Annotated in this window: 15 protein-coding genes, 1 tRNA gene and 1 pseudogene; 9 read left to right on the top strand and 8 right to left on the bottom strand. The window is 67.3% G+C overall.

The features are described from left to right. The first annotated feature begins 50 nt into the window (after positions 1–50). Positions 51–644 carry an AAA family ATPase gene (locus tag ADY59_RS08185; protein ID WP_049559694.1) on the top strand — a complete coding sequence of 198 codons (594 nt, stop codon included), beginning with the start codon at positions 51–53 and terminating at the stop codon, positions 642–644. On the opposite strand, the gene ADY59_RS08180 is transcribed toward ADY59_RS08185, so the two are convergent. Then, entirely contained in the window at positions 592–1386 is a 795-nt protein-coding gene (locus ADY59_RS08180; protein WP_197093495.1) for a putative hydro-lyase, read from the bottom strand. The genes ADY59_RS08185 and ADY59_RS08180 overlap by 53 nt on opposite strands. A gap of 50 nt (positions 1387–1436) precedes the next feature. Between ADY59_RS08180 and ADY59_RS08175 the strand changes: the two genes are divergently transcribed. The 3 genes from ADY59_RS08175 (at position 1437) to ADY59_RS52370 (ending at position 4133) form a co-directional block, all read left to right on the top strand. Continuing rightward, on the top strand, positions 1437–3071 hold the full coding sequence (locus tag ADY59_RS08175; RefSeq protein ID WP_231618599.1) for a sodium:solute symporter family protein: 1635 nt from the start codon (positions 1437–1439) through the stop codon (positions 3069–3071). Further along, positions 3068–3229: a hypothetical protein gene (locus ADY59_RS51165; protein WP_197093494.1), complete on the top strand. Its 162-nt coding sequence runs from the start codon at positions 3068–3070 to the stop codon at positions 3227–3229. The genes ADY59_RS08175 and ADY59_RS51165 overlap by 4 nt, the downstream gene beginning before the upstream one ends. A gap of 85 nt (positions 3230–3314) precedes the next feature. Beyond that, complete coding sequence (locus tag ADY59_RS52370; protein ID WP_231618598.1) at positions 3315–4133, top strand: AAA family ATPase; 819 nt, start codon at positions 3315–3317, stop codon at positions 4131–4133. On the opposite strand, the gene ADY59_RS08160 is transcribed toward ADY59_RS52370, so the two are convergent. Together ADY59_RS08160 and ADY59_RS08155 are read right to left on the bottom strand one after the other, a co-directional pair. Beyond that, a complete protein-coding gene (locus ADY59_RS08160) occupies positions 4130–4366 on the bottom strand; it encodes a hypothetical protein (RefSeq protein WP_049559687.1) in 237 nt (78 codons plus the stop codon). The two genes, ADY59_RS52370 and ADY59_RS08160, sit on opposite strands and share 4 nt — an antisense overlap. Further along, entirely contained in the window at positions 4366–4590 is a 225-nt protein-coding gene (locus ADY59_RS08155; protein ID WP_049559686.1) for a DUF6158 family protein, read from the bottom strand. Before ADY59_RS08155 ends, ADY59_RS08160 begins: the two co-directional genes overlap by 1 nt. 95 nt (positions 4591–4685) lie before the next feature. On the opposite strand from ADY59_RS08155, the gene ADY59_RS08150 reads away from it, so the two are divergent. The 4 genes from ADY59_RS08150 (at position 4686) to ADY59_RS08135 (ending at position 8730) form a co-directional block, all read left to right on the top strand. Beyond that, positions 4686–5618 (top strand): LysR family transcriptional regulator, encoded by a 933-nt coding sequence (locus ADY59_RS08150; protein ID WP_049559684.1) that lies wholly within the window; start codon positions 4686–4688, stop codon positions 5616–5618. 82 nt (positions 5619–5700) lie between these two features. Further along, on the top strand, positions 5701–7140 hold the full coding sequence (locus ADY59_RS08145; protein WP_049559681.1) for a S1 family peptidase: 1440 nt from the start codon (positions 5701–5703) through the stop codon (positions 7138–7140). Between the two features lie 269 nt (positions 7141–7409). Further along, entirely contained in the window at positions 7410–8177 is a 768-nt protein-coding gene (locus ADY59_RS08140; RefSeq protein ID WP_049559679.1) for an RNA ligase family protein, read from the top strand. Between the two features lie 479 nt (positions 8178–8656). Further along, positions 8657–8730, top strand: a tRNA-Ile gene (locus ADY59_RS08135). Between the two features lie 432 nt (positions 8731–9162). Here the strand turns inward: ADY59_RS08135 and ADY59_RS08130 are convergent. From ADY59_RS08130 to ADY59_RS49730, 5 genes are all read right to left on the bottom strand, one after another. Beyond that, entirely contained in the window at positions 9163–10452 is a 1290-nt protein-coding gene (locus ADY59_RS08130; RefSeq protein ID WP_231618597.1) for a site-specific integrase, read from the bottom strand. Between the two features lie 1071 nt (positions 10453–11523). Further along, positions 11524–12689 (bottom strand): IS3 family transposase gene (locus ADY59_RS08125; RefSeq protein ID WP_442937687.1). Its coding sequence is split into 2 segments (ribosomal slippage): positions 11524–12398 and positions 12398–12689, totalling 1167 coding nucleotides; the frame shifts between segments, so codons are not numbered across the junction. Positions 12690–12759: 70 nt separating this feature from the next. Next, the gene (locus ADY59_RS08115; RefSeq protein WP_049559674.1) at positions 12760–13047 is read right to left on the bottom strand and encodes a putative quinol monooxygenase; all 288 of its coding nucleotides are present in this window, start codon (positions 13045–13047) and stop codon (positions 12760–12762) included. Between the two features lie 793 nt (positions 13048–13840). Beyond that, on the bottom strand, positions 13841–14374 hold the full coding sequence (locus ADY59_RS08110; RefSeq protein ID WP_049559671.1) for a hypothetical protein: 534 nt from the start codon (positions 14372–14374) through the stop codon (positions 13841–13843). Positions 14375–14496: 122 nt separating this feature from the next. Continuing rightward, positions 14497–15537, bottom strand: coding sequence for a NucA/NucB deoxyribonuclease domain-containing protein (locus tag ADY59_RS49730; protein ID WP_156325368.1), 1041 nt, complete (start codon positions 15535–15537; stop codon positions 14497–14499). Between the two features lie 247 nt (positions 15538–15784). On the opposite strand from ADY59_RS49730, the pseudogene ADY59_RS08105 reads away from it, so the two are divergent. Next, positions 15785–16568, top strand: a pseudogene (locus tag ADY59_RS08105) (transposase family protein). Position 16569: the final 1 nt, after the last annotated feature.

Raw genomic sequence — 16569 nt, 5'->3', positions numbered from 1 at the left:
GTCCGCCCAGCCGCGGCTGTCCCGTACGCGGATCCGCGTACGCTGATCGGGTGCGGGCGACGGTGTGGGTGATCAGCGGGCCGCCGGGGGCGGGCAAGTCCACGGTGGCGGCCGCGCTGCTCGCCCGCCTCTCCCCCGTCCCCGCCGTCCTGGACAAGGACACGGTGTACGGCGGGATCGTCGCGGAGATCCTGCGCGGCCACGGCCGACCGCCCGGCGAGCGCGAGGGCCCCTGGTACGACGAGCACGTCAAGCATCACGAGTACGACGGCCTGACCAGGGCGGCCGCGCACATCCGCGCGCACGGCTGCCCGGTGCTGCTCGACGGCCCGTTCACCGGCCAGGTGCACGACGCCGGGCGGTGGGCGCGCTGGGTCGGCGAGCTGGGCGGCGAGCCGGTGCGCCTGCTGTGGGTGCGCTCCGACGGCCCGACGCTGCGCGCCCGCCTGACGGCCAGGGGCCTGGCGCGTGACGCCGGCAAGCTGGCCGCGTTCGACGCCTACCTGGCGCGGATCAAGGCGGACGAGCCGCCCGCGGTGCCCCACGTGGAGATCGACAACCGGCCCGGCGCGCCCGCGCTGGAGGCGCAGCTCACGGCGGCGGGGCTGGGGTCACCCGATAGTCGTCGTCCCGGACGTCCATGATCGCCATGTGACCGGGCAGGTGGCCGATGGCGAACTCGACGCCGCTGGCCATGATCGCCGCCTGCGGCGTCACCCCGCAGGCCCAGAAGAGCGGCACCTCGCCCGGCCGCACCTCGACGGGGTCCCCGAAGTCGGGCCACGACAGGTCGGCGATGCCCAGCTCCGCCGGGTCGCCCGCGTGCACGGGCGCGCCGTGCACCATCGGGTAGCGGCCGCTCACCTCGACGGCGGTCGCCACCAGCGCCTCCGGCACCGGCCGCATCGACACCACCAGCGGCCCCGACAGCGATCCGGACGGCTCGCACGGCACGCTCGTGCGGTACATCGGCACGTTCGTGCCCTGCTCCAGATGCCGTACCGGGACGCCCTCGGCCAGCAGCGCGCGCTCGAAGGTGAAGCTGCAGCCGATGAGGAACGGCACCAGGTCCGGCCGCCAGTCCTCGACCACCTGGTCGACGTCGGCGACCGGCCGCCCGTCGCGGTAGACGCGGTAGGCGGGCAGGTCGGTGCGCAGGTCGCCGGCGAACAGCCGGGTCCGCACCGACCCCGGCTCGCCCACGTCCAGCACCGGGCACGCCCGCGCGTTGCGGTGCGCGAACAGCAGCAGCTCGTAGGCCAGCTCCTTCGGCACCGCGATGAGGTTCGCCTGCGCCCAGCCCCGGCACCAGCCAGCCGTCGGGGCCCGCTCACCCGCGCGGAACCGCTCGCGCGCCCGCTCCGGGGTCAGGTCTGCGACATCCACTCTTCGACAGTACGCGTGATGCCATGATTTTTCGGGGTAGCGAGGCTGCCGTGCGCCTCGACGTGAACCTCCTCGACTACCTCCTCATCGCGCTCTACTTCGCCACCGTCCTCGGGATCGGCGTCGCGGCCCGGCGCCGGATCAGCTCCAGCCTGGACTTCTTCCTGGCCGGGCGGGGCCTGCCGGCGTGGATCACCGGGCTGGCGTTCGTCTCGGCCAACCTCGGCGCGATCGAGATCCTCGGCATGGCGGCCAACGGCGCCCAGTACGGCGCGATGACCGTGCACTACTACTGGATCGGCGCGGTCCCGGCGATGGTGTTCCTCGGCCTCGTCATGATGCCGTTCTACTACCGCTCCAAGGTGCGCAGCGTGCCGGAGTTCCTGCGCAAACGGTTCAACGGCGCGACCCAGCTGCTGAACGCGATCACGTTCGCGGTCGCGCAGATCCTCATCGCCGGGGTGAACCTGTACGCGCTCGCCCTGGTCATGGAGGCGCTGCTGGGCTGGCCGCTGCCGGTCTCCGTGGTGGTGTCGGCGGTGATCGTGCTCTCCTACATCACGCTCGGCGGGCTGTCCTCGGCGATCTACAACGAGGTGCTGCAGTTCTTCGTCATCCTGGCCGGGCTGATCCCGCTGACCGTGCTCGGGCTGATGAAGGTGGGCGGCGTCTCCGGCCTGTTCGAGAAGGTACGGCAGAGCGCGCTCGGCGAGGGCGGCCTGCACACCTGGGCAGGCACGTCCGGGGACAACCCGATGAACGCGCACTGGATCGGGATCGTGTTCGGCCTGGGGTTCGTGCTGTCGTTCGGCTACTGGACGACGAACTTCGCCGAGGTGCAGCGCGCGTTGTCGGCCCGCAACACCAACGCGGCCCGGCTCACGCCGATCGTGGCCGCGTACCCGAAGATCTTCATCCCGCTGGTGACCGTGCTGCCCGGCATGATCGCCCTCGTCCTGTTCTCGGACCTGGGCAGCCCCGGGCAGCCCTACAACAACGCGATCCCGCTGCTCATGCGCGACCTGCTGCCCAACGGGGTGCTCGGCGTGGCGGTGACCGGGCTGCTGGCCTCGTTCATGGCGGGGATGGCGGCCAACATCAGCGGTTTCAACACGGTCTTCACCAACGACATCTGGCAGGCGCACGTCAAACGTGACCGGGACGACGGCTACTACCTGCGGGTGGGCCGGATCGCCACGGTCGCGGGCGTCGCGCTCGGGGTGGGGACGGCGTTCATCGCCGCCGGCTACTCCAACATCATGAACTACCTGCAGGCGCTGTTCTCCTTCTTCAACGCGCCGCTGTTCGCCACGTTCATCGTCGGGCTGTTCTGGAAACGGATGACGCCCTGGGCCGGGTTCTGGGGGCTGCTCTCGGGCACCCTGGCCGCGTTCGTGTCGTACATCTCCTTCAAGGCCGGGCTGGTGGACTTCGGGACCGAGCTGAACGCCAGCTTCTGGGGCGCGGGCATCGCCTTCGCCGTGGACGTGGTCGTGTCGGTGGTGGTCACGCTGGTCACGACGGCCAAGCCGGTGGAGGAGCTGCGCGGGCTGGTGTACGGGCTGAGCGCGGTGGACCTGGAGGACGACGCGCTCGCCGGTGACAAGAAGTGGTACCGCTCGCCCGTGCTGCTCGGCACGGGCGCGCTGATCCTGGCCGCGGCCATGTACGGGGTGATCCTGTGAGCGACATCCGACTCGTCATCGGCGGGCTGTTCCTCGTCTACGGCGTGATCCTCATCGTCGCCGGCGTGTTCGGCAGCCCGATCAACCTGTGGACCGGGCTGCCGATGGCCGTCTTCGGCGGCGCGTTCGTGATCTGGGCGCGGGTCAGGCGGATCTAGGCGGGTTTGACAACCCCTCCGGCGTCAACCTATGTTGACCCTCATCGGGTCAATCAAAGTTGACGCATCGAGGGGGACCTTTCTCGTGGACGCGCTCGCGACGGCCGTGGCCGCCAACCTGCCCGTCATCCTGTGGGGCCCGCCCGGCACCGGCAAGACCTCCGCCGTGCAGGCCCTCGGCCGGCGGCTCGGGCTGCCCGTCGAGGTGGTCGTCGGCTCCGTCCGGGAGCCCAGCGACTTCGCCGGGCTGCCGGTGATCCGCGACGGCGGCACCTGGTTCGCGCCGCCCCGCTGGGCCGAGCGGCTGGCCGGGGCCGGGCACGGAATCCTGTTCCTGGACGAGCTCACCACCGCGCCGCCCGCCGTCCAGGCGGCCATGCTCCGCGTCGTGCTCGAACGGGCGGTCGGCGACCTGACGCTGCCGCCGGCCGTGCGGGTCGTCGCCGCCGCCAACCCGCCCGAGCAGGCCGCCGACGGCTGGGACCTCACGGCGCCGCTGGCCAACCGGTTCGTCCACCTGGAGTGGCGGATCAGCGCCGCCTCGGTGGCCGACGGGTTCACCGGCGGCTTCCCCGCGCGCCGGGATCCCCGCCGACGTGGCCCGGCCGTACGTGGACGCGGGCTGGGACGGCGGGGATGCGGCGCCGTGGGCGCGGCGGCGGGTGGACGAGGGCGACGCGCGGGCGTTCAGGGCGCTCGGCTTCAGCGCGGCCGAGGCCGCCGCGACGGGGCGGACCGCCGTCGCGCTGCTGGCCGGCTGGTGGGGCGCCGTCCCGATGGAGGAGGTGGCGGTCTGGTGCGCGGCCGGGTTCGGGCCGGAGGAGGCCGCGGCCCAGCGCGCCGCCGGCGTCTCGGCCGGGCAGGCGTCGGTCCTGCGCGCCCTTCTCTAGTGCCCGGCCTCTAGTATTCGACCTCGAACGTGTGCGGCCCCAGCCCGTAGCCGTCGCCCCTGGGCAGCACGTGCCCCTGGCCGATCAGCGTGCGCAGGCTGGCGCGCACCTCGTCCTCCTCCAGGCCGGTGGCGCGGACCAGCGCGCCGAGGCCGACCCAGCCGTGCTCGACGGCCTCGCCCGCGACCGCCTCGTACACGTGGATGTCCACGTCCGACAGGACCTGGACGTCATGATCGCCGGACATCAGCGCAACCTCGCCCCCTCCCGCAGCCGGTTCGGGTCGACGTCGCGCTCGGGGAAGCGGCGCAGGTATTCGGCCTCCATCTCGTTGGTGCGTGAGGTGTGGCGGTCAAGGGCGTCATCGGAGCCGTGCATGAGCGTCTCGGTCCGGGTCGCGTGCAGTTGCCGCAGCTCGCGCAGCAGATCGTCGTCGCTGAGCGCGGCCGGGTCGATTCCCATCGTCGTCATGCGTTCCCCCTACCCCGTAAGAGCGCAACAATATATGTCACAATTCCTGACATATAGGCATTGTCCAGGAGATTGGACCGCCTTACCTTCCGGGTATGGACCTCGAGCTCCGGCACCTCAGAATCGTCCGCGCGGTAGCGGACGCGGGAAGTGTCAGCAAGGCCGCCTCCCTGCTCGGGTTGGCGCAGCCTGCCCTGACCGCCCAGCTCAAACGCATCGAACGCATGCTCGGCGGCGCGCTGTTCGAGCGTGACCGTCACGGCGCCCGCCCCACCCGGCTCGGCGAACTGGTGCTCGCCCGCGCCCGGGTGCTCCTGCCCGCCGCCAAGGAACTCCAGGAGGAGGCCGTCCGGTTCGCGCACGCCCCCTCCCCCGGCTACCGGATCGGCGCGACGAACGGCCCCATCCTCGGCGGGCTGGTGGACCGGCTCGCCGCCGAACGGAGCGTGACCACGTACACGAGCTGGTCGACCCACGAGCTCACCACGATGGTCGAGCTCGGCCGCCTCGACTACGTGCTGACCGGCGCGTGCGGCGAGAGCGGCGCGCCGACCGGCACGCTGGTGTGGGACGCGATCAGCCTCGACCCCGTGTTCACGCTCGTCGCCGACACCCACCCGCTGGCCAGGGAGAAGGAGGTGGAGCTGGGCGACCTGGCCGAGGAGCAGTGGGCCGCGACGCCGGGCGACGGCTGTTTCACCGACTGCTTCGCCACGGCGTGCGCGCGCGCCGGGTTCACGCCGCGCACGATGTACGAGACGGACCTCGCCACCTGCGCGCACCTGGCCCAGGTGGGCCGGGCCGTGGTGCTCTGCCAGGCCACCCACCAGCCGGCGCCCGGCCTGGTCGTGGTGCCGCTGAAGAACGCGCCGCTCCGCTGGCGGCAGCTCCTCGGCCGGCACCCCGGCGCCGCCGACGCCCCCTGGGTGATGGTGCAGGCCAAACAGGCCCACCAGGAAGCGGTACGGCGCAGCGTCGTCTATCACGACTGGCTGGTACGCAACCCGGGTTTCGGCACGGCACCATAACACCGTGATAGGGGCAAAGTAGTACTCCTCGCTTTCCGGGCGGCTGGTTACCTTAACGGCACCCCAGCAGCAAGGAGACATCATGCTCCGCACGCCTGCCATCATCGCTATCGCGATCGGCGCGTTACTCGTGACGGCGACCCCGGCCGTCGCCGAGAAGCCACCCTCCGGCGTCATCGACGCCATCCAGCGCGACCTCGGCATCACCGAGGAACAGGCGATCAACCGCCTGGCCAACGAGGCCCGCGGCAACCGGGCCGCCCCCGGCCTGCGCAAGAAACTCGGCGACCGCTTCGCCGGGATCTGGTACGAAGGCGCCGAGAGCGCCCTCGTCGTGGCCACCGTCGACGCGGCCGACACCGCGGCGATCACCCGCGCCGGCGCGCGGGCCCGTGTCGTGTCCAGGACCCTGGCCGACCTCACCGCCGTCAAGGAGCGCCTCGACAAGGCCGCGCCTCCCGACACCGTGCACGCCTGGTCCCTCTCCGTCGCCGACAACTCGGTGATCGTGTGGGCGGCCGACCTCGACGCCGCGCGCGCCTGGATGTCCGGCGCCGGCGTGGACGCCAAGACCGTCAAGCTGGAGCAGTCCGCCGAGCGGGCCAAACTCTTCTACGACATCCGCGGCGGCGACGCCTACTACACCGGCCCCTACCGCTGCTCGGTCGGCTTCGCGGCCCGGCGCGGCACCCAGATGGGCTACACCACGGCCGGTCACTGCGGCTCGACCGGCGACGCCACCCAGGGCTACAACCGGGTGGCGCAGGGCACGTTCCAGATCTCCTCGTTCCCCGGCAACGACTACGCCTGGGTACAGACGAACGCCGACTGGACCGGCCCCGGCGTGGTGAACGGCTACTCCGCCGGCATCCTGCCGGTGCGCGGCGCGGCCGTCACCCAGCCCGGCGGCTCCGTGTGCCGCTCCGGCTCCACCACCCAGTGGCACTGCGGCACCGTCTCGGCCCTCAACTCCACCGTGAACTACCCCGAGGGCACGGTCTCCGGCCTCACCCGCACCACGGTCTGCGCCGAGGGCGGCGACTCCGGCGGCTCGTTCATCTCCGGCGACCAGGCCCAGGGCATGACCTCGGGCGGCTCGGGCAACTGCAGCGTCGGCGGCACCACGTACTTCCAGCCCATCGGCGAGATCATCTCGGTCGGCAACCTGACGCTGGTCACCAGCGACGGCAACGACCCCGACCCGCCGACCGGCTGCGACGGCTTCGAGGACACCTACACCGGTTCCCTCAGCTCCGGCCAGAACGCCTACCAGCCCGACGGCTCCTACTACCGCACCACCACCTCGGGCACCCACGCCGCCTGCCTGGACGCCCCTGACAGCGTCGACTTCGACCTGTACCTCCAGCGCTGGAGCGGCTCCGCCTGGAGCACCGTGGCCAGGAGCGACAGCCCGAACGCCGACGAGTCCATCAGCTACAACGGCAGCGCCGGCTACTACCGCTACCGCGTCCACGCCTACAGCGGCTCCGGGTCGTACACCCTCGGCCTGAACCGCCCGTAACCCTCACCCACCGGGGGCCGGGGAGCACCGCTCCCCGGCCCTTCCGGCAGGCGGCGTCGTCGGGGTGGTGGTGTTCCTGCCTGTGCGCGTCACGGTGCCCAACATCGGTGACGAGCCGCAGTCGTCGGCGCGGAGGCTGTTCGGCGTGATGGGACGCGAGTTCGAGGCGTCGCCGTCGGGGTGTGCTGACAAATCAGTGGTCACCACGGCTCCCCATGTGATCGTCTGGGTCTCGATTCGCGTACTGTCCCCCCGGTCGAAGGAGCACCGTGTTCTCGCTGCGAAGCGCCGACCTGCGAAAACTGAACAGCCTGACGAAGTACCCCAGCATCCCGACCCACCACGCGCTCGACCCGAAGAACGGCGGCCTGCTGGAGGAGCCGGCCCGCTACGAGGGCCCCGTGATCGGCACGGAGAAGGTGGACGGCACCAACGGGCGGATCATCCTCCTGCCCGACGGCACGTGGCTGATCGGCTCCCGCGAAGACCTGCTGACCGCTTCGGGCGACGTCGTCCACAACCCGGCGCTCGGCATCGTCGACGCCTTGCGCGACCTCGCCCACAGCCTTCGCGAGCACGGTTCGGACGAGGTCATCCGGGTGTTCTACCTGGAGGTGTACGGGTCCAAGCAGCTCCCGGCCTGGAAGCAGTACGGCGCGGGAGACGCGGCGGTGCGCCTGTTCGACATCGCGGACATCCCGCTCGATCACTACGACTGGGACCTCCCGCGGATCGCCTCATGGCGGCAGCGCGAAGGCCAGAGGTTCGCCGGCGAGGAAGCCCTGAACCTCGCGGTCAAGACGTACGGGATGGACCTGACGCCGCGGCTGTTCCAGATCGACGCGAGCGCCCTGCCGCCGACGATCGAGCGGATGCGCGAGTTCATGGAGCCCTACCGGCACACCCAGGTCGCCACGTTCGGCGAGCCGGGCCTGAACGAGGGCATCGTCCTGCGAACTCCCGGCCGCGAGACCATCACCAAGGCGCGGTTCCAGGACTACGAGCGCACGTTGAAGCGCCGCCAGAAGGCCGGATAGCCCGCCTCCCCGCTGCTGGCGCGCCGGCAGGGAGGCGGGGCGTCCCCGCCCGCGGCCGGAACCGGCCAACCGCACTGGTCGCTCAGCGGACGGCCCTCCGGATGATCCGCCGCATCGCCTTGATACCGCCTGTCGAGACACGCGGCGAGGATGCGGCGAATGTGATCGACTTGTACCCATCGACGGCGTCTAGCATGGAATGATGATTGAGGCAGTCACAGGACTGGCGGCCGGTGAGCATGGAGGAGACTACTGCGCCTGGCGTCGGCCGGCCGACGCCAGGGCGAGAGCCCGGGAGTCGAGCAGCAACCGGAGTGGGATGGGAGTGGTCTCCGGAGGCCTCGGAGCATGAGGACGCGCCTCCGTTCAGCCGGGGACGAATCCGGCTCGGGCGACGGATCGTATGCTCTAGCCTTAGTGTGCTCACAAGTCTTCCATGAGACGATCTTGTGCGACTGCACGCCAGAAAACTGAATCCAGGGGCGGTAGCTCAGCCGGTCAGAGCATCGGACTCATAATCCGTGGGTCGTGGGTTCAAGTCCCACCCGCCCTACTCTTCAATACCGCGTTCGACCTGGAGTTCTCGGTTCTCGTCGGCCTCTGATCTCGTTGTTGATCATGGCCGGTTGCTCGGTGGTTGCTCTTGTGTACGGATCGTGTAGCGCGGTAGATCATTTAGACCGCCACCGTCAACTCAGACCCCACTGACGACCAACAGAAGACCAAGCAAGAAGTCCTGCACGGCGTCGCTGGTCAGCGTTGCTCTCCCCCATAGTTAAGCCTTGCCCAAGCTGGCTCGTCTCGCCCAGTAGGCCGTTCGCGACCAGCAGATAAAGATCCCCTGCCTCTCACAGAGATCCGCTCGGGCCCTTGACACCCCAGGCACAGCATCGATCGAGCTGCGTCGTGTGCGAGGGAGCTGTTGCGAACAAGCAGGCAGGCCCGCCGACGGATCGGCGGGCCTGCCCCGGGTTCGTGCGGCGGTTCAGCTGGTGCTCGTACTGGTTTCGGTCGGCAGGGTGATCAGCCGGGTGGTCCGGGCGCTGCCGGCTGCGGTGTTGACGAGGGCGGCGGTGGATTCCGCGGCGGCACGGGCTACTTCGGGGTAGACGCTGGTGTAGGTGTCGCGGGTGAAGGCGGAGGAGACGTGGCCGAGGGTCTCCTGCACGACCTTCAGGTCGACTCCGGCGGCGAGCATGATCGAGGCGGCGCCGTGGCGGAGGTCATGCAGCCGCACCGGCGGCAGCCCCGCTTGGAAGGCCAGCTGGTAGAAGTGGTCGCTGACCTGCTGCGGGTGCAGCGGGCGGCCGATCTCGTCGGTGAAGACGAATCCGCTGTCCGTCCAGGCCTCGCCTGCGGCCAGTCGCTCGGTGGCTTGGCGCTTGCGGTGCATGCGTAGCGCGGTGACGGTGTCTTCATCCAAGGCGATGGTGCGGTCGCTGGCCTCGGTCTTCGGCTTGCCCTGCACCGTCTCCCAGCCCAGCTGGGTGATCTGCCAGTGAACTCCGGCTGTTCCGGCGGTCAGGTCGACGTCCTTCCAGCGCAGCCCGACCGCCTCTCCTCGGCGTAGCCCGCGCAGCGCGATCAGCCGGTACAGCGCCGAAAGCCGGTGGGGGGCTGCCTGGGCCAGAAAGGCGTAGGTGTGCGAGGGCGTCCACACCATCACCGATGACGGTCGCGGCACGGATGCGTACAGGTTGATCATGGTGGCGCGGCTGAGCCGGGCCCCGCGCCGCCGCCGCTCCACAGCCAGCCGGTCCTGAAGGTCGCGGTTCCATGCGGCGACCCGCTCGTCTGTCCACACCAGCGCCTTGGGACGCTCGGCGTCCGGGAGTTCGACCACCGCCGCCGGGTTGAAGTCGATCAGCCGGTCCTGCCTGATCGCGATGTTCAGGGCGTGCCGCAACGTGGCCCGGATGCGGTGCATCGTGGCCGGGCCGACCGGCCGCCGGTACCGCACCTTCGCCCTCTCCTCGGGATCGCCGCTGGCGTGGGCGTTGATGATGACGTCGTTGAATTCCTCGATCGCGTCGAACATCCCGGCCACATCGGAGACGCGCAGCCGATCCAGCCGGATATCGCCCAGATAGGGAGTGAAGTACAGGCGGATGTGCGCCTCGTACGAGCGCCGGGTGGTGACGTCGATCTTCCGCTTGCGCCGCAGAAACTCCTGCATCCATTCGGCGACCGTGACCGTCGGATTGAGGTCCTGATGGGTGCGGACCTTGCGCCGCACCTCTTCCACCGGCGGCAATGTCTTGGCGTCCTTGAGCATGGACAACATCAGCTCGGTGATCTTCCGCTGCACGTGCGGGTCCTCGTCCAGGGCTAGGAGCGCTCGGGCGTGTTCCAGCTCCGCCTCCACCTCCTCCAGCGTAGCGAAGCCCCGGCGGCGCAGCGGGTTGCGCCGCCGGCCGTCTGCGTGCGCGGGCAGCTCTAGCTGGTAGGCCCACCGGCCATGGGTACTGCTCCATCGCTCACCGCCGCCGCCCGGGCGGCGCAGCTTCGGACAAGCCTTGCCCAGCCTCTTGCCGCTCGCCTCGTCCCGGCAGGAACACGTCTTGAAGGTGGTTCCGTTCATCTGCGTCGTCTGGCCTTTCCTCGTTGACTTCGGCCGCGTCGTCGCTGCTCAACGACACGCTCCTTCGACACCCCGCCCAACCGGCACGACGCCGTCCATGGGATGTGCACCCACGCAAAGGCCCCACCGGGGCCACCGCCCTGGCTCCGCAGGGGTGCCGTCAGCCGTCCGGCGTGCGCGGATGCGGGCGCCGTTCCCATGGGGGCGTTGGCAGTCCCTGTCGGCCCGGCACACGGCCATGGACGGCCGCAGCGGGACACCACGGGGCTACTGGTTGGCCGGGGGTGGTATCGACGCCCACCTTCACCCCCCGCGTCAAGCGATATCCGCTGGTCACTGTCCCCAGCCACGCTCACGCTCCGCCCGGACGCGCCGTCGGCATGGCTTGCTGGAAGGAGGCGAGCCTCGCGCAGATGGTCACCCGCTGGGTACGCGGCGGCGGCTGGCCCACTGACGCGAAGGCAGAGCAATAGAGGTCCAGCGAGGCGGCTGGACTGTACTGTCACCATCGAGCGCCCGATCTGGTGGGTGAACTCCCCTGTCACCCATCCAAATACCGGCCCGATGGGCTGAGATCGGACAGCGCGTTAGGTCAGCCTTTGACCAAACCGGCATCGGAGTTCGCGCAGAGCAGCCCGCATAGCCACCTGCCATACGCGACTTCAAGGCTGTGACATTTTGGGACGAATAGCCGCCATTGCTTCATGTGCAAGTGTCTGAATTGAAGGTGAGCTTCCCCCTGTAGCACGGACACCTGAGGTGAGGTCACTCAGCGGTGTCTGACGGCCTGTAGAGGCCCTCGAACGTGACGGGGCTGTGCATTCCGATACTGGAATGGCGTCGGTATGGATTGTACCAGCATTCGATCCACTCAAAGATGGCGTTGGCCAGTTCTTCTCGGGTTTTCCAGATTCTGGCATCGAGAAGTTCGAGCTGCATCGTTCCCCAGAATGACTCCATCATCGCATTGTCGTAGCAATCACCCACCGTTCCCATCAAACCGAGCAAGCCTGCATCTCGCAGCCGCTTGCCAAAGGCCCAAGACGTATATTGCGTGCCGTGATCGGAATGCAGAATGGTCGAGCGGGTGTCCGGCTTCCGCCGGGCCACGGCCATCGCTAATGCGTTCACCACGAGATCCGTATCCTGCCGTGCGTCGATGGACCAACCGATGACACGTCGTGAATAGGCGTCCATGACGGCGGCGCAATACACCTTCCCTTCGCCGGTGGGATGCTCGGTGATGTCGGTCAGCCAGAGCCGGTCGGGCGCCTCGACGTCGAAGCGGCGCTGCACCAGGTCCTCTTCGGTGGCCTGGTTGACCAGGTTGCGGCGGCCCTTGCGCCGGTAGACGCCTTGCATGCCGGCCGCGCGCATGAGCCGTTCGACGCGCTTGCGGTTGACCTTCTCACCCAACCCGAGGGTGAGTTCGGCATGCACCCGCGGCGAGCCGTAGCTGCCGCGCGAGTCGGTGTGTATCTGTCGGATTATTTTAGTGAGCTCTTTATTGCGGAGTTCACGCGGCGGCTCGGGCCGGCCGAGCCAGTCGTAATATCCCGATGTCGACACCTGGAGTACTCGGCAGGCCACCGCGACCGGAATGTGGTCGTCGGCGAGTTCACGGACCAGCGAGTAGATTACTTTGGGAGGACGTTCTCCCGGGCAAAGTACGCCGCCGCCCGCTTGAGAATGTCGTTCTCCATCTCCAGCTGCTTATTGCGGCGGCGCAGCTCGGCGAGTTCCTTCTTCTCCGCGCTGGTCAGCCGGTCACCGGTGCCGTCGTTTTCGTCGGCGTCGGCTTGTCGCAGCCAGTTCTGCAGGCACGAGCGGCTGATGCCGAGGTCCTCGGCGAGCTGGAGGAGCGGTTTGTCACCTTGGCGTGCGAGCTCTACCGCCCGGCGCCGGAACTCGGGAGGGTGAGGTGCGGGCATGGAGGACATCCTTCCTGATGATCAAGGGTGACCTCAGGTGAAGTGTCCGGAGAACAGGGGGAAGCTCAGTTCAGGTCAGCGAGCGCGCGTCCGCGACGTCGTACTCGGCAACCGAGGCGCCGAGCATCGCAACGCGTTGCGTGTCGCTGGGGCCGCTGCTGCGGAACGCCTCGACGGCCGTCTGCGACTCCCAGCGCTCGAAGACGTTGATACGGCCTACATCCACCAGGTCCGCGCTGATGGCGAAGTCGAGGCAGCCGGGTGCGCGGCGGGCCAGCTCAATGATGCCCACGCAGTCCGCGAGATAGCGCTCGCGCTGTTGCGGGTCGACGACGAGATGCCCCGCGACGATTACCATGTGTTGCTCCTTTGCCGGCTTCGAACTGACCGTTGCAGGCTATGACCGTCGACCGAGCTGGAACTCATCGGTGCGCGCACGCCGGACACGACGATCCTCCGCCACGCCTTGGTGCCCCGCTGAATGAGAGCACATTCTCGCTGGGCCGCATGCCCAGGTGGACCAATCGGCCCTTACCGCGCACATCCCGGCCACCGTCTTCAACCCTGGGTATCACCACGTGAGATCGCTTCAGCCCTGGTGATGGCCCAGATAAAACAACCCTCGGATGAAAGACCGTAGAGTTTGGGGCGAAGCCTCTGCGGCTGTTGGGGTTAAATGTGCATTCAGGTGACGCGACGTCAGCCGCGGCAGTCGAGCAGGATGATCTCCAGCCGACATATCCCGGAACCCTCAAGCACTGCCAAGATGTCCCTTCACGTCATCCGGTCGTACATCATTCAATGCCGGGTTACGAATTCTGTCACGGTCCTGAATCCGGCGACCGGCGAATGCCATCCAGCAGCGGCAGGTGTCTGGGTCATGGCCGAACACCACAATCCGGTTGCTGCTGGCTCGTCGCCGCTCCGCGCGGACCAGCATGCCGACCGAAAGCGGCGGGGACAGGTCCGCACTCGTCTGGCCTCGTGCGGCATCAGGAAGGGCGCATCATCACCGTGCGACTGCCGGGGCTGTGCCTGGGAGTTGCGTCCGCATTTGGGCGGACAGTCTATGGCCGAGGAAGGAGCGAGGGCATGCTATATCCAGCGGTCGCCCTCGCCGTTTTTCATTGCGTTGCGCATCACGTGGCGATCTACAGCCTTGAACAGGGGCCATTCATCAGCTCGTCGTCCAGGCGGATGCCGCTTTCTAACTCGACTATGGCCAGGCAGGCGGCAGTGATGTCAACCTCGGCCTCAGCCACCTCGCTGTCGAAGCCTGCCGTGAGCAGTTCCCTGTATCCGCTCAGCGGGCCGAGGCGGTCTGACCGCTGGCTGAAGGGTATATCTATTGGCCCTGGATGATCTAGATCGCCCTCGATCTCCCCATATCGAACGTACATGCTGGTATTGCCTTCGATATCGAAAGACACATACCAGTGTCGGAACCCTTCGCCCGCCAATCGGTCGGTTATATTTTGACGGTCCTCCCCTGGATTCACCCAGTCCAGAGTAACGATGCCATTGTCGACTTGATAGAGGTAAAGGAGGCCAGAGGGCTCCCATTGTCCGGGACTCTTCAGCGTATTCGGGTTGAATCCGAGGCGGCGCACCGCATCCCCAATCAGGAGCGTTCCGGAGTCGGGAAGAGTTACCGTGTATGCGATGGTGTCGAGGTCGTCCAGCACCGCATTATAACGGGCAACAATTTCATCAAACACGAGTCGATCAGCCTTTCAAGCTCGAATTAAGAACGTCCCCCAGGGCGCGGACCGTACCCGCGAGCCCTAGGGGACATAAGAATCATGTTTTAGTTACCGTGCGGATTTCGGCCCGGCACGTGTGCCTCTACGAACCAGTGGTCGTAGGTTATTTTCCTTGTTCCGCCATTCTCGGCGAGGATGCGTTGGGTGCCGTAAAAAGTGCCGAGTCGCTTTCCGTCGTCCGTATTGTGCGTGCGCCAGACCGGCCTGACCGAATATGCGTAGGCATCGGGGCTGTTCAATCGCTCAACCGATACCCAGGTCCCTTCCATGGTGGACTGGAACGGGAACTCGTCACAATTATAGACTTTGTGGTACCTCTTATCCCCTAGGATCGGATCCGTGCGGTCATAATCTTTGAAAAGATTCCTGCATAGAGTGCGGGTTTTTTCGTTATTCTTCCTTTTCCACTCTTTATTATTTTGCCGGGTGAGTGGACCGCTATCTAGTTGATGTCCTGGAATAGTCTTCCCTGGGCGGCTGGGGAGTGTCAGATGTTTGGCGTGTAGAGCTGTCCAGATGTGACTCGGCACATTTCTGTAGGCTTTGTTGACGTCGTCGGGGGTACCTTCGTCGCTCGTTGGGTCGCCAGACAGGGTTTCGGTTGTTTCATAAACCGCTTGAGCCGCGTCGAAGACGCATCCGCTGCCGTAGTCCTTCGTGAGATAGCTGGCAGAGTCGCATCGGACTTGCGGCTTTGCATCCGACCAGTAATATCTCGCCTTGGTTGTGGGGATCTCGCTGAGCCAGATTTTGGTATAGAACCTAGGATGGCATCGCTCGACCTTATCTGGACCTACGCCGTTCTTCTCTTCTGAGATGACCGTGAATTCGGCCGCTTTTCCGTCGCGCCACTGCTCCCAGCTACCTTCAACGTAGGGACTTCCATCTATCCTGCAGGCGCTGTCCTCTACCTTGGCGCCGAAAGCGATCATTCCGTGCAGCTTATACACGCCGTTGGGCGGGACGGGAGCCACATTTTTCAGAGAGATGCGATAGTGGCTGTAGCGCAAGGCGGTAGGCTTGCCTGAGCCGTTTCCATAAGTGTAACCGATGGTTGTAGCGTCGCCGGTGAGACCATTTGCCATGACCCCCTGCTTGCCATATTCGGCATCGCCTGCCGCGATCTCCTGAATGGCGCACCAATTGCTGCGGCCTGTGAAGTAGCCATCGGTTCCGTCGCCCCGTCGGCCTATTCTGGCCTCCTTCTCATTGAGCTCTTTTCATCCTGACGGCGCTGGTCACGGGGTGTTTGCACAGAGCTATGGCGGATGGGAGGAGGCTCCCGGTAAGACAGCAGTCGACCAAGATTCGATGCCCCAACCGGGAGCCTCGTTGCTGTCTTATCGTGCCTCGATTCCGCTGTCCAACCACACCCTGATCCGCCTGGCCGGGCTCATCCGCACGCAGCGGGCCGAGCGAGGCTGCCGGTGGCGGCGGTTAGCCCCGGCCCAGCAAGCGCTGCTGGTCCTGGCCCACCTGCGCAACGGCGATACCTACACACGCTTGGCCGCGGGCTTCTCCATCGGTACTGCCACGGCCTGGCGCTACGTCCGCGAAAGCGTCGACCTCCTGGCTGCGCTGGCCGACGATGTGCACGCCGCCACGGCACGAGCAGCTCGGTTGGCCTACGCCATCCTGGACGGCACGCTCATCCCGATGGACCGCCTGGCCGACGAGCGGCCGTACTACAGCGGCAAACACAAAACAGCACGGGATGAACGTCCAGCTGCTGGCCGATCCGGTGGGCCGGCTGGTGTGGGCCTCACCAGCACTGCCGGGCTCCGTCCACGACATCACCGCCGCACGGAAGATCGGCCTGATCGACGCCTTGACCAACGCCGGCGTCAAGACCTTCGCCGACAAGGGCTATCAAGGCGCGGGCGGCACCATCCGCACACCGTTCAAGCGGCACCGCCACCGTCCATGGCTGTCACGTGGACAGCGAGACGTCAACCGCTCGCATGCCCGCATCCGCGCCATCGGCGAGCGCGCCGTCGCGACCTTGAAAGCCTGGAAGGTCCTGACCAAGCTGCGCTGCTGCCCGCATCGCGGGACTGCACTCGTGCAGGCCATCCTTGTCCTCCAGCTCGTCGAAGACGGCCGCTACTCAGGATGAA

It is taken from the genome of Nonomuraea sp. SBT364 (assembly GCF_001083785.1).
In the GTDB taxonomy this organism is placed as follows: Bacteria; Actinomycetota; Actinomycetes; order Streptosporangiales; family Streptosporangiaceae; genus Nonomuraea.
Note: the sequence above shows the minus strand (reverse complement) of the source record. Positions and strands in the feature narration are given on the sequence as shown.